Consider the following 12975-nt stretch of genomic DNA (forward strand, 5'->3'; position numbering starts at 1 on the left):
CCTGGCGTGGCCGCCCACGGTCACTGTCCGTGCGGCAGGATGAGCTGGTGCAGCAGGTGGTCCTGCCATGTTCCGGCGATCTGCAGGTACTCCGGGGCAACCCCGATCTCCCGGAACCCTGCCCGGCCCAGGATGCGCCGCGACGCCGCGTTGTGCAGCAGGGTGGCGGCCTGGATACGGTGCAGGCCAAGCTCCCTGTGCGCGTAGCCTGCCGCGAACCTGACAGCCGCCGTGCCGACCCCCCGCCCCAGGAGGCCGTGGTCCACCCAGTAACCGAGGTTGGCGCTGAGGAACGGACCCCGGACAATTCCGGTGAGGGTGATGGTTCCGACGATGCGCTGGCCGGCCGACGGGCTGCCGGAACCCTCGGTAAGAACCCAGGGAACTTCTGTCCCCAACGCCAGCTGCCCAAGCTTGGCTTGGATGAGCTCCAGCTGGCGCCGGGCGGTATAAAACTCCTCCGGCCGCTGGGGTTCCCACGGTGAGAGGTGCTCCCGGTTCCGGGTATAGGCCTCTGCCAGGGCATGGCCATCACCGTCATGGAGAAGCCGGACGCCCACGCCGTGAAGCAGTTCTTCTGGATCGCCGGCGGGCCCGGGACTGGGAGTATTCATCCCTCGATTGTGCCGTGCGGCTGCGAGATAGCTGCAGCCCGGCGGATGGTTTTGCTGAGGGGCCTAAATGAAAGATGCTGTGGCACCCGCGGTGCCACAGCATCTTGTTTCGTTCGCTAGATGAGGCCGGGATAGCTGGCGACGATGTAGTCGGCAGCGGCCGGGCCTTTCATCCGCAGGCGGTTGTGCCGCGGGTTGATCCGGTGCTTCATGGCTGCCCAGAACTGCGGTTCCGCTCCCGGGGAGTGCTGGTTGATGAAGCACCAGCTGGTGTACAGCCCGAACAGGCGGTCACGGTTAAGGCCATGTTCTGTGGCGTCGTCGAGGTAGGTGGCTTCCTGGAGGAACAGATCAAACTGCGAATTGGCCATGACGGCTTCCCTTCGCTAAGTGCATGGTGTCGCCATTCGGCTATAGCGGCGGGCCTCCCACGCCCTGCACGGGGCGATGGAGTGTGACTGGGCCCCTGTGGAAAATAGAAGTTTCTCAGCCGGGTCGATGCCTTCGTCTACAATGTAGACTTTACCCGTAGACTACATAACAAGCAATGCCCCTCAACAACGGTGCGGCAGCCGCCAGGTTCGGGCGATCTCAACGCAAGGACGTACACATGGCTTCCCCAGTGAACCGCAGGCCTGACGCGGGGGCACGGTCTAAACCGCGCCTAAGCCGGGAGCTGGTGCTGTCCAAGGCCCTTGAGCTAGTCGATTCCGACGGCGTCGAAGCGCTCACCATGCGCAGGCTCGGGCAGGAACTGGGGCGCGACCCCATGAGCCTGTACCGGTACGCAGAAAACCGTGCGGCTCTGCTTGACGGTGTGGCGGAGCTGGTACTGGATGATCTTTCAATCCATCCAGAGGACCCTGACTGGAAGGAACAACTCCGCACGATTGCCCACAACCTTCGGCTGCTGGCACTCCAGCACCCGAACGTGGTGCCCCTGCTTGTCACGAGGCCGCTGTCCACGCCGCTGGGAATGCGCCCCCTGGGCACCCTCCGGCCGCTCGAGCAAATCCTCTCCCTGCTGATTACTGCGGGCTTCGGACCCTCCGACGCACTCCACGTCTACCGGGCCTACTACGGTTTCCTTTACGGCCATCTCCTCAACGAGCTGCAGGAGTACATCGTTGACCCGGACGAGAATGAGGCATTGCTCCGGCTGGGCCTGCATCGGCTGCCTGCGAAGGAATTTCCCCGGCTCCGGGCGTTGGCGCCGGCCCTGGCGGACTATGACGGTTCCGAGGAACTCGACCAGGGCATCACCATCTTGCTCTCGGGGCTGGAAAAGCAGCTTTCCCTGACGGCAAACCGCTCCTAGCGGCACCGTTGCCGGCTACTCGAATGCAGCGCGCCTGCGGTCCTGCAGCCGGGTGTTCCAGATGTCCGGCCGGTTCACCTTGAACCGGCGGCCCGTCAGGGCCTTGGCGTTGAGCCTGATGTAATTTGATTTTTCACCCGGCTGCCAGGGCTCCAGCCCCAGGCCGTCCACGGCATCCATTTCCGCCTGGTCCTCAATGACCTGGGTATCGCCGCGTACCACCACGCTCCACGCAAGCTCCGTGGCGGGGTCGTAGCCGTCGATTTCCAGGGCCGCCGGGCGTTCCATCATGGCGCCCCACAGCTTGGAACCGGCCGCCGTGCGGAACGCGATACTCCGGCGGTGGACAACGAAATTGACGGGGAAGACCTCAGGGTGGCCGTCGACGACGATGGCCAGCCTGCCCAGCGTGTCGCCTGAAAGAAGATCCCAGCAGTCGTCAAAGGAAAGGTTTTCGATTGGCAGCTTGAGCGAGTCCATGGTCCACACCTTACGGGCGAAGCGGAATACGGAAAAGGGACTTCACCCCTTGTTTCAGCGCTATTGGATTCCCGCGTAAAGCTCGGTGAGTTCGGCTGTCAGTTCCTTCTGGAGGGACGGTGTGCCGATCTGCTTGCCGTCGATCGTGTTGACGGGGGCGAGCAGGCGGACACTGGAGATCAGCCAGACCGCGTCGGCATCCAGCAGGTCCTGCGGTTCCAGGGGCCCGTAGCCCAGTTCCCAGCCCGCTGCCTTTGCTGCGGTGAACAGGGCGCCCTGGGATGTTCCGGGGAGGATGCCGCTGTCCAGCTGCGGGGTGATGAGGCGCTTGAGGACGGTGCCGTCGCCGGACTTTTCCACATGGGCCAGCAGCACCGTGGACGTGGGTCCTTCCAGCACGCGGCCATCGGAGGACAGGAAGATGACGTCATCGGCGCCCTGCTTGCGGGCATGGCGGAGCGCGGCCATGTTGACGGCGTAGGAGAGCGTCTTGGCACCCAGGAGCAGCCACGGTGCGCGCTCGGCAACGTCGCTGTCGTAGCCGCGGTCAAGGAAGAGGACATCGATGCCCGTTTCGCGCTGGCGGCGGCCGGCGGCGGGCGCCGGGGAGACCTGCACCCAGGCCGTGGGGGAGGCCGCGCCTTCAACGCCGCGGGTGACCACCAGCTTGACCACCAGTTCGTCGTCGCCGGGAGTGGCGGCCGGGTACTGCGCGTGGTGCTCGGCAATGCCGGCAGCGATGGCGCGCCGCCACTCATCCTGTCCCGGAATGCTGAGGTCCAGCGCCTCGGCTGAGCCGCCCAGGCGGTCCAGGTGGGCTTGCATCTTCCGGACCGATCCGCGCACGGCAAGCATCGTCTCGAAGATGCCGTCGCCCCGGGTTGCCCCCTGGTCCGTGACCATCAGCTGGGGCTGAGAGGCGTCGGCCAGCCGGCCATCGGGGAAGGCAGGATCAAGGAAAACGAGTACCACGGGAGCGGGAGAGGTCATGGCTCCAGCTTAGTGCGGCGCCACGCGGATAAGCTGGGCGGAGTGCCCCGGGCGGAAACGGTCCCCCGGGAGCCCGTCTTCCGGGGGTTAACTCGTGTTGTGGCCATTTTCGCTTGCCGGCACCGCGCCGATGTGGGTCGTGGTGATCCTTGGCGTGGCAGACCTCGCCATCAGGATCCTGGCCCTGGGGATCATCCCCGGCAACAGACGCCCCACTACGGCCATGGCCTGGCTGCTGGGCATCTTCTTCGTGCCCTTCGTGGGCATCGTCCTCTTCCTGCTCTTCGGCAACTTCCGGCTGTCCAGCCGGCGCCGCGAGCAGCAGCAGCAGGTCAACGAAAGGGTGCAGGCGGGCATCACGGCCCTCTCGGACGCGGAGAGCGACTACCAGGGCCCCGAGTGGGTGAAATCGGCCGGGGAACTGAACCGCCGGCTAGGTTCGCTGCCCATGGTGGACGGCAACACGGTGGACCTCATCCCCGGTTACCCGGACTCGATCTTTGCCATGACCGATGCGGTGCGGAAGGCGAAGAAGTTCGTCAACGCCGAGTTCTACATCATGAGCACCGACCACATCACCGATGACCTCCTGACTGCCCTCGAGGAAGCCGCCGAACGCGGCGTCGAGGTGCGCGTGCTTTTTGACCACATCGGCACCCTGCGGGTCAAGGGCTACAAGAACCTCCTCAAGCGACTCAAAGCCGGCAAGATCCAGTGGAAGCGCATGCTGCCCCTGCTACCCATCCACGGACAATGGCGCAGGCCGGACCTCCGGAACCACCGCAAGATCATGGTGGTGGATGGTGAGTTGGCCTTCACCGGTTCGCAGAACCTCATTGAGCCCTCCTACAACAACCCCCGCCACCGCAAGGCCGGCCGCGAATGGGTTGAGCTGATGGCCTGCCTCCGCGGACCGATCGTGACCACCCTCAACGTCGTCTTCGCCACCGACTGGCTCAGCGAAACCGATGAATCGCTTGAGCACCAGCTGCAGCTTCCGGTGGACACGGCGCCGGGGCACGTCACCGCCCAGGTGGTGCCCAGCGGCCCGGGATTCATCACGGAGAACAACTTGCGGCTGTTCAACACCCTGATCTACTCGGCGCAGCACCGGATTTCCATCTGCAGCCCGTACTTCGTCCCGGATGATTCCCTGCTGTACGCCATCACCACGGCAGCCCAGCGCGGCGTGGACGTTGAACTGTTCGTTTCCGAAAAGGGCGACCAGTTCCTGGTCCACCACGCGCAGCAGTCCTACTACGAGGCGCTGCTCGAGGCCGGTGTGCGGATCTTCCTGTACAAGGCGCCGTTCGTGCTGCACGCCAAGCACTTCACCATCGACGACGAGGTGGCAGTCCTGGGCTCGAGCAACATGGACATGCGCTCGTTTTCGCTGAACCTTGAGGTGTCCGTCATGCTGCTCGGCGCGGACATCGTGACCAAGATGCGCGCGGTGGAGAACACGTACCGGGACATCTCCCATGAGCTGCGGCTGTCGGACTGGCTGAACCGGCCGCTCGCTGCACGCTATGTGGACAACGTGGCGAGGCTGACGGCAACCGTCCAATAAAGCCGGCCAGCCAGCTCCGCCCGGTGCCTTAGGGGTTGGGGAATTCCGCGCCGAGGGTTGAGAGCACCCCGTAGGCCTTGGTGCGGATTTCGTCGTATTCCTCGTCAGGTACGGAGTCGGACGTGATGGCGCCGCCGACGCCGAGGGTCAGTTCCGCCGTACCGTCGCCGTCCGCGCTGATCACCAGGGTCCTGATGGCGACAGCCAGGTCCGTGGCACCGTTCAGCGAGAAATATCCGATGGCCCCCGAATAGATGCCCCGGGGGCCGGCTTCCAGCCGGTCGAGGATGGCCATGGTGCTGATCTTCGGCGCACCGGTCATCGAACCGGCAGGAAAGCAGGCCGCCACGGCTTCCGCCCGCGGGGAACCCGGCGGCAGGGTGGCGTCGATGGTGCTCACCATTTGGTGCACGGTGGCATAGCTTTCGATCGCGCACAGCCGGCTCACCGTCACGGAGCCGGGGACCGCGAAATGGCTGAGGTCGTTCCGCAGCAGGTCCACGATCATGATGTTCTCGGCCCGGTCCTTCAGCGATGTGGCAAGCTCCGTGCGGAGGGCGGCATCCTCAGCGGCGTCGGCAGCCCGGCGGCGGGTGCCCTTGATGGGCTCGGCTCGCATGCCGCCGTCGGCCGCTATCCGCAGGAACCGTTCCGGCGACGTGCTGGCGACCGCCAGCCCATCGAACGCCAGGTAGCTGGCGAAGGGTGCCGGGTTCCGGCGGCGCAGGGCCAGGTAGGTGTTCCACGGGTCCAGGGAACCGGCCGGAACCCGGGCCGCGAGGGTGGTGGTCAGGCAGACTTCGTAGGTGTTGCCCTCGGAAATTTCGCGCTGCGCCTCAATAATTTTGGCCCGGTAGGCGGTGCCGGTATCCCGGCTCGCGAACGCAGGCGCAGGGGAGTTGCCGACGCCGGTGCTGCCGCCAACAACGGCAGCGCCGCCCAGTTCCGCGGCGTCCTGGCTGCCCGATCCGGTGGGTGCAGCTGCTGCGGCCTGCACGGCCGCCCGTGCGGTGTCCAGCCATTCGGAGGCGTCCGGGGCGTCCAGTGCCAGGAGCCAGGCCGTGCCTTCCGCATGGTCCAGGACAACTGCCCGTCCGGCGAAGATCAGCGCAGCGTCCGGCGTGGCCGCGGAAACATCGGTGCCGCCGGTTTCCCGTTTCAGCTCGTAGCCCAGGTAGCCCAGCCACCCCAGGGTGAACTCTCCGGGGTAGCCTTCCGGTGCGCGGACCGCCCGGCGGCCCCACACGGTGTCCAGCCACCGGAAAAACGGGCCGTCCACGGTGGCGGTCACGGAACCGGCGCTGATGTGGCTGGCCCCGGACCGGTGCGTGACGGACTGGCCGAACGTGCCGCCGTCGTCCGCCAAAATACTGAAGCGGCTGCGTTCGGCGGCCGTACGGACAGTTGGATCGGCGGGGTCCCCGCCCGCCGCCGGCACTGTATTGAGCGATGCTCCGGCATTGGACGAGTCAAGCCAGACCGCGTTGGCGGACGAGCCGTACAGGGCACGGAACAGTTCGGCGGCCTGCGGGCGCGCGTCGAGCCGTTCCGCACGGAGGGTCAGGCCACGGCGGGCAGACAGTTCGGGGGCGAGGACCTGGGCCAGCACCGGGAGATACGGCAGCAGCTGCAGCACGTCCTCCGGCGCGCTGCCATCGGCCACGTTCCGGATGTGCAGGTCCGCCTCGGCGGCAACATCGTCCCCGGCCAGCCACTCGGACTCCTGGGCGGCCCACTGGTCCCAGTACGGTTCATAGGTTTCGCCGTCCCGCTTCAGCGCGCGGGTGCGGCGGACTTCCTCCGGTGAGTCCGCCCAGATGACCGCTCCCAGGAAGGGCCGCGCGGCGGCCGCCGCGGCACCGACACCCTCCACGATGACAATCTCGGCGGGAAGCGTGACCCGGGGATCGCCGTCGTAATGCTTTTCCCAGTCCCAGCTGGTCCAGGTGGCGGCCTCACCGCGGCTGAGCGGTTCAAGGACGGTGCGGACGTAGCGTTCGATGCCGGCGGCCAGGCCGTTCCAGCCGGGGTAGATGTCCTCGAGGTGGAACAGCGACACCTTGTGGCGGGCGCGCAGCCGCGCGGCCAGTTCCACGGCGAGGGTGGTCTTGCCTGCACCCGAGCGTCCGTCAATGGCGATGATGACGGGGGCTGGGCTCATGGAGTAGAGCGTACCGTTTTCAGTGCGCCTGCCGCGCCAGGCGTGCATTGCTTGCAACCGCTGCCCGGATGTGGTCGACGAGGCCGGGCATTGCGGTGTGGATCTGATGCCAGACGGCGTCAAAATCGGCGTGGCCGCCGTACCAGGGATCCTCGATGCCCTGGTCCAGGAGGTCCCGGCCGGTCATGGCGGGGTCGAAGCTGCGGAGCATCCGGATCTTCTCCAGCGACTCCCTGTCCGGAGCTGCCTGGCTCAGCCACGCGTAGTGGTCGATGTCCAGCGCGAGGATCAGGTCCCGGTCGCGGAACCAGCCGTGGTCCCACTCCCTGGCCACATGGAAGTCCGTCGTGAGTTGCGTGATGGCCAGCCGGCGGGCGGCACGTGGATCGATGGGCCGCCCCGCCTCGTACCCGGTGGTGCCGGCAGAGTCCACCATCACCAGGTTGTCCAGCCCCTCGCGTTCCAGTGCCGCCCGGAGCATGAGTTCAGCCATGGGGGAGCGGCAGATATTGCCCGTGCAAACGGCAATGACGCGGTATGGGCTCGACGTTGAGTTCATGTGTCTAAGCATGCGCTTTATGGCCACCGTTGGCCAGCGGCGATTCACAATATTTGACGGATTTGTAAAGATGCATGACGGCTGCTGGAAATGGGTAATGAATAGGGTTCAGCGCCCCGGCACCTCCGGGCGGCTGCCTGTCCGCGGCCGAACTTGCCGGTCAGTGGATGAAAGCCAGCAGGATTCCGACGCCGACGAACAGCACTCCGAACACCTTGCTGAGGACCAGTTGACCCCGTTCGGTCTGCGTGAAGCGCTGGAAGGACCGCGCGGCCGCGGCGAAGAAGAACCACATGACCAGGATGTCGATGGCCACGATGGTGGCAGTCAGGATGGCGTACTGGGTAATCAGCGATTCTTCGGGCCGGATGAACTGCGGGGTGAAGGCCAGGAAGAAGACAATCGCTTTGGGGTTCAGGAGGTTGACCCAGAAACCCCGGCGGAAGATGGACGCGGCGGGTTCGAACGTGGGCGCGGCCGCCTGCTCCTCCTGGACGGCGGGCTTGCTGAGGAACTGCCGGATGCCCAGGTAGACCAAGTAGGCGGCCCCGGCGTACCGGATGATGTTGAAGGCCAGCGGTGAGCCGGAAACCAGGACACCCACGCCCAGCGCCACAATGAGCACATGGACAATGAGCGCTGCCTGCTGGCCAAGGATTCCCCAGATGGAACGGCGGAACCCGGCGTTCAGGGAATTGCTCATGGTGTTGATGGCCCCGGCGCCGGGCGTGAAACTGATGAGGGCGCCGGCGCCTGCAAGGGCCAGCCACAGGGAAAATTGCACTAACCAATCTTACGCGGGCCGGCCGGCCGGCCCGTCACCACAGTGTGGCCACCGGTTCGAAGGCCTGCTGGGCGTTCGGCTTTCGCGATGACCACGACCTCGCCGCGTTCCACGAGGTTCAGCAGTTCGGAAAGCCGGCCCAACCTATGCGCGGGCGATGACCTCCCCGTTCGGAATCAGGAACCAGCCGTCGTCAGTGGAACCCCAGCGGTGCCAGCCGGCCGAGATCCGTGCCAGGTCCGCCGGGTTGGCGAAACCGTACTCCAGGGCCTGCTCCGCGAACGCCGAATGAAGTACCCGTTCACCCCAGACGCGGGCCTGCCAGCGGCGCTGCTGGCCCGTGGCATAGAGCCAGTTGCTGCTGGTGGGGGCGACGTCGTGAAAGCCCGCGGACTGGGCCCAGCTGACCAGGCGCCGCCCGGCGTCGGGCTCGGCCCCGTTCCGCCGCGCGATGAGCTGGTAGAGGTCCATCCATTCGTCCAGCTCGGGGATGGCGGGGTACCAGCTCATCCCGTGGAAGTCGGCGTCCCGCACTGCAACGATGCCGCCCGGCTTGGCCACCCGGCGCATTTCCCGCAGCGCCTCGACGGGGTCGGTCAGGTGCTGCAGCACCTGGTGGGCGTGGACCACGTCGAACGTACCGTCCGCGAAGTCGAGATCGTAGATGTTGCCGGCCACGAATTCCACGTTGGGCACTTCGCGTTCGACGGCGAGCGCCTGGGCCTGGGCGATGATGTCCGGTGAGCGGTCCAGGCCGGTGACCTTGCCCGGGCTTACCACGGCGGCAAAGTCGCACGTGATGCTGCCCGGCCCGCATCCGACGTCGAGCACGTTCGTTCCCCGGGTGAGGTGCGGCAGGACGAACGCCGCTGAATTCTCGGCGGTCCTGGCGGCATGGGCCCGGACCACGGACTCATGGTGGCCGTGCGTGTAGACGTCGTCTTCAGGCTGCTGGTCGCTCATGGACAAACGCTACTCCCAACCAGGCGGCAGGGACTGCCGTTAGAGCCGTCAAAAACGGGAGTGTCTGCTACGTGGCGGGGTGGCCGGAGGGCTCAGGGGAATCCTCGCGGGCGGCGATCGTGGCGTCCACCATGGCGGCCATGAAGCGCGAAACGGTGTCCAGCTCAGCGTCAGTGAACTCCGCCATGGCCTTTCCCATGTGCCGTGAAAGTGGCGCAAAGATGGCACCGCCCTCGGTGAAGGCCTTGGGGGTCATCTTCAGCTGGACCTGGCGGCGGTCCGAGCTGTGGCGCTCGCGGACCACGTGGCCCGAGTTGTCCAGCCTGTCGATCAGGGCCGTGGTGGCCGGTGAGCTCAGGTTCAGTTCCTTGCGGAGGAGCCCGGGCGTGACCACGTTGCCCTTCGCGGTGTGGCGCATGATGACGGCCAGGGCGTTCAGATCCGTCCGGTGCATGTCCTTGCGGCCGCCGGCGGCGTCCACGTAGCGGTTGGCCTCCAGCGTGAAGTCCTGCAGCAGCCGGACCAGGGGGTGGGGTCCGCCGGCGCGAGGTGTTTCAGGCGCGGCCGGGCCGGTGTTGCCCGGGTTGCTGCCGTTCATCGTCACCTCCTGGAGTTCGCGGGGCCGTCCGTCTGCGCGCACTGGCCCTGAGGATATTACTGCAGCTGACTTGGTATTGCGTGGCAATGGCCCGGGGCCAGCAGCGGACCTCGCCAACTAAAAAGCTCGACTGGCACTTATCTCTATCATGGAGATAGTCTAAGGTGGAATCAATCCTACTCCGCTTTGTCCCGCGTGGACCATCCGCATGGAAGGCATCATGAAACATCAGACTGCAGCCAAGGAACGCGTCCCGTTCTGGCTCCGCTGGCTCATCCCCGTCATTCTGGTGCTGACCTGGCTCGGCCTTGCCGGCATCGGCGGCCCCACCTTCGGCCGGTTGGAGGAGGTCTCCTCCAACGACCAGGCGTCGTTCCTGCCGGCCAGTGCCGAGGCCACGGAGGCCCAGGACTGGCAGGCGAAATTCCGTGACTCGGACGAGGTTCCCGGAGTAATCGTCATCGAGAACGCCGAGGCCTTCACTCCCGCCCAGCTCGGTGAAGTGGCCGGGCTCCGGACAACCCTGGAAGAACTGAAATTGGGCAGCGCGGTGATCGGCCCCATTCCGTCCGCGGATGGCAAGGCCGTGCAGTTCATCGCCCCGATCGGCGGCTCGGTGGAGGTCAAGGAGGCCGTCAAGGAGTTGCGGGACACCGTGGCGGAGGCGGCGCCCGAGGGAATGCAGACCTACGTCACCGGTCCTGCGGGACTGGCAGCAGACCTGACAGCGGCGTTCGGCGGGATTGACGGCATCCTCCTGCTGGTGGCGCTGTCTGCCGTGTTCGTGATCCTGCTGATCGTTTACCGGTCCCTGCTGCTGCCCATCATGGTCCTGCTGACATCCGTGTTCGCCCTTTGCGCAGCCATCCTGCTGGTGTTCGGCATGGCCAAAGCCGGCTGGATCCAGCTGAACGGCCAAAGCCAGGGCATCCTGTCCATCCTGGTGATCGGCGCAGCAACGGACTATGCCCTGCTGTTCGTGGCGCGCTTCCGTGAGGCGCTCACCCACACCATCAACCGGACGTCGGCGGTGATCACTGCGTGGAAGGCATCCTTCGAGCCCATCCTGGCCTCCGGCGCCACGGTAATCATCGCGCTGCTGTGCCTGCTGTTCTCCGACCTCAACTCCAACAAGGCCCTGGGTCCGGTGGCCGCGGCGGGCATCCTCTGCTCGCTGTTTGCCGCGCTGACCCTCCTGCCCGCCCTCATGGCCCTGCTGGGCCGTGCAGCGTTCTGGCCCTTCCGGCCCAAGCTGGTGCCCGCCGACGAGCGCGAGCCCGAGCTGGTTACCGGGCTCGAGGGCCAGAAGGGGCTGTGGCGCGCCACCGGTTCACTGGTGTCCCGCCGCCCGCGGACCATCTGGATCGGCTCCGTCCTGCTCCTGGTGGTTGCCTCGGCAGGCGTCCTGCAGCTGAAGGCCAACGGGGTGCCCCAGACCGACGTGATCCTCACCGCCTCCAATGCCGTGGACGGCCAGGATGCGCTGGCGCGCCACTTCGACGCCGGCAGCGGCAGCCCCGCCGTCGTGGTTGCGGACCAGGCCAAGGCGCAGGAAGTCCTGGATACGGTCAAGGCGGCCGACGGCGTGGGCGACGCTTACCTGCTGGCCCAGGGCAGTGTGCCCATCACCGGAGCCCCCGGCGCGCCCAGCGAGCCGGACGTCCGCGAGGGCAAGGTCCTCATCAACGCCACCCTGAACTCGGCAGCGGACTCCCTCGAGGCAGAAGAAGCCGTCAAGGCGCTCCGGACTGACGTGAAGGCCGTTGACTCCGGCGCCCTGGTGGGTGGCGTCACTGCCACCGCGCTGGACACCAACACCACCGCCCAGCGTGACCTGGTGATCATCATCCCCGTGGTCCTGGTGGTCATCCTCTTCATCCTGATGCTGCTGCTGCGCTCCATCGTGGCGCCGGTCCTGCTGGTGCTCTCCGTGGTGCTGTCCTACGCCGCCGCCATGGGTGTCTCCGCGCTGGTGTTCAACAACCTCCTGGGCTTCCCGGGCGCAGATGCCACCGTCCCGCTGTTCGGGTTCGTCTTCCTGGTGGCCCTGGGCGTGGACTACAACATCTTCCTGATGAGCCGCGTCCGGGAAGAATCCATCAAGCACGGAACACGGCCCGGCATCCTGCGCGGCCTCGGCGTCACCGGCGGCGTCATCACCTCAGCCGGCGTGGTCCTGGCTGCAACCTTTGCTGCCCTGGGCGTCATCCCCATCATGTTCCTGGTGCAGCTGGCCTTCATTGTGGCCTTCGGCGTGCTGCTGGATACCGTGCTGGTGCGCTCGCTGCTGGTGCCGGCCCTGGCCTACGACCTCGGCCCGAAGATCTGGTGGCCCGGCAAGCTCGCCCGGGCCGGCGGCGGCGCTGCGGAGAAGCCGCGGGAGCCCGGCGTCGAACCTTTCGAGCAGGTCTCCAGCCGCTGACGGCCGGCGCACCGCCGGCCACCTATCCGTTCGGCCCTGCTGCCGCCACCGCTCCACGGTGGCGGCAGCAGCCGTATCCGGTGGCCGGGCTGACCGGCTGGGGTGCCGGAAAGGTTGGGTTCCGCACCCTGTTGGCGGGCTCCGTGGCCCGATAAACTGCCCATGCGCCCGCTTGGACGCGGAACTCGAAGGAGAGATGACGCATGAGTGAAAACCGCGCTGACGAGCAACCCCAAAAAGGCAAGGCTGCCCCCGGCATAGAGGGCGAGGGCGGGCAGTACATGGACGGCGACTACGGTGAGGCCGGCGCGGTCGAGGTTCCCTCGGAAAACCTTGAGGACGGCCAGTATCCCGACGGCGACTACGGCGACGCCGGAACCAGCGGGAGTGAACGCGGGGAGAAGGCGCTTCGGGAAGGGCTGACCGACGGACAGGTCCAGTCCACGGAGGACGGGCGCGGGCCGCTGCACGGGCGTCCGGAGTCCGACCGGTAGGCGTCGCTGCCGGCTGATCCGG

13 protein-coding genes are annotated in these 12975 nt (G+C 66.6%); 4 read left to right on the plus strand and 9 right to left on the minus strand.

All coding sequences use genetic code 11. The features are described from left to right. Positions 1–20: 20 nt before the first annotated feature. Both ACFV4R_RS08580 and ACFV4R_RS08585 read right to left on the minus strand, forming a co-directional pair. Positions 21–614: a GNAT family N-acetyltransferase gene (locus ACFV4R_RS08580; RefSeq protein WP_377201937.1), complete on the minus strand. Its 594-nt coding sequence runs from the start codon at positions 612–614 to the stop codon at positions 21–23. 116 nt (positions 615–730) lie between these two features. Next, positions 731–985, minus strand: coding sequence for a hypothetical protein (locus ACFV4R_RS08585; protein ID WP_377201938.1), 255 nt, complete (start codon positions 983–985; stop codon positions 731–733). A 239-nt stretch (positions 986–1224) separates the two neighbouring features. Between ACFV4R_RS08585 and ACFV4R_RS08590 the strand changes: the two genes are divergently transcribed. Then, positions 1225–1932, plus strand: a complete 708-nt coding sequence (locus tag ACFV4R_RS08590; protein WP_377201939.1) for a TetR/AcrR family transcriptional regulator C-terminal domain-containing protein — start codon at positions 1225–1227, stop codon at positions 1930–1932. A 15-nt stretch (positions 1933–1947) separates the two neighbouring features. Here ACFV4R_RS08590 and ACFV4R_RS08595 read toward each other — a convergent pair whose 3' ends face one another. Next, positions 1948–2412, minus strand: coding sequence for a pyridoxamine 5'-phosphate oxidase family protein (locus tag ACFV4R_RS08595; protein ID WP_377201940.1), 465 nt, complete (start codon positions 2410–2412; stop codon positions 1948–1950). A 60-nt stretch (positions 2413–2472) separates the two neighbouring features. Next, the gene (locus ACFV4R_RS08600; protein WP_377201941.1) at positions 2473–3402 is read right to left on the minus strand and encodes an aminodeoxychorismate lyase; all 930 of its coding nucleotides are present in this window, start codon (positions 3400–3402) and stop codon (positions 2473–2475) included. A 130-nt stretch (positions 3403–3532) separates the two neighbouring features. Here ACFV4R_RS08600 and cls point away from each other — a divergent pair, with 130 nt between their 5' ends. Further along, complete coding sequence (cls, locus tag ACFV4R_RS08605) at positions 3533–4972, plus strand: cardiolipin synthase (protein ID WP_377202087.1); 1440 nt, start codon at positions 3533–3535, stop codon at positions 4970–4972. Positions 4973–5000: 28 nt separating this feature from the next. Here the strand turns inward: cls and ACFV4R_RS08610 are convergent, their stop codons facing one another. The 5 genes from ACFV4R_RS08610 to ACFV4R_RS08630 all read right to left on the minus strand — a co-directional run bounded on the left by ACFV4R_RS08610 (position 5001) and on the right by ACFV4R_RS08630 (position 10037). Continuing rightward, complete coding sequence (locus ACFV4R_RS08610) at positions 5001–7133, minus strand: chorismate-binding protein (protein ID WP_377201942.1); 2133 nt, start codon at positions 7131–7133, stop codon at positions 5001–5003. Positions 7134–7152: 19 nt separating this feature from the next. Further along, positions 7153–7692 (minus strand): low molecular weight protein-tyrosine-phosphatase, encoded by a 540-nt coding sequence (locus ACFV4R_RS08615; RefSeq protein ID WP_377201943.1) that lies wholly within the window; start codon positions 7690–7692, stop codon positions 7153–7155. A 160-nt stretch (positions 7693–7852) separates the two neighbouring features. Then, the gene (locus tag ACFV4R_RS08620) at positions 7853–8476 is read right to left on the minus strand and encodes a LysE family transporter (RefSeq protein WP_377201944.1); all 624 of its coding nucleotides are present in this window, start codon (positions 8474–8476) and stop codon (positions 7853–7855) included. A 144-nt stretch (positions 8477–8620) separates the two neighbouring features. Next, on the minus strand, positions 8621–9439 hold the full coding sequence (locus ACFV4R_RS08625) for a methyltransferase domain-containing protein (protein WP_377201945.1): 819 nt from the start codon (positions 9437–9439) through the stop codon (positions 8621–8623). 67 nt (positions 9440–9506) lie between these two features. Then, complete coding sequence (locus ACFV4R_RS08630; RefSeq protein WP_377201946.1) at positions 9507–10037, minus strand: MarR family winged helix-turn-helix transcriptional regulator; 531 nt, start codon at positions 10035–10037, stop codon at positions 9507–9509. A gap of 220 nt (positions 10038–10257) precedes the next feature. Here ACFV4R_RS08630 and ACFV4R_RS08635 point away from each other — a divergent pair, with 220 nt between their 5' ends. After that, positions 10258–12459 (plus strand): MMPL family transporter, encoded by a 2202-nt coding sequence (locus ACFV4R_RS08635; RefSeq protein WP_377201947.1) that lies wholly within the window; start codon positions 10258–10260, stop codon positions 12457–12459. Between the two features lie 203 nt (positions 12460–12662). Further along, positions 12663–12953, plus strand: a complete 291-nt coding sequence (locus ACFV4R_RS08640) for a hypothetical protein (RefSeq protein WP_377201948.1) — start codon at positions 12663–12665, stop codon at positions 12951–12953. Positions 12954–12975: the final 22 nt, after the last annotated feature.

It is taken from the genome of Pseudarthrobacter sp. NPDC059871, assembly GCF_042731175.1.
In the GTDB taxonomy this organism is placed as follows: Bacteria; Actinomycetota; Actinomycetes; order Actinomycetales; family Micrococcaceae; genus Arthrobacter.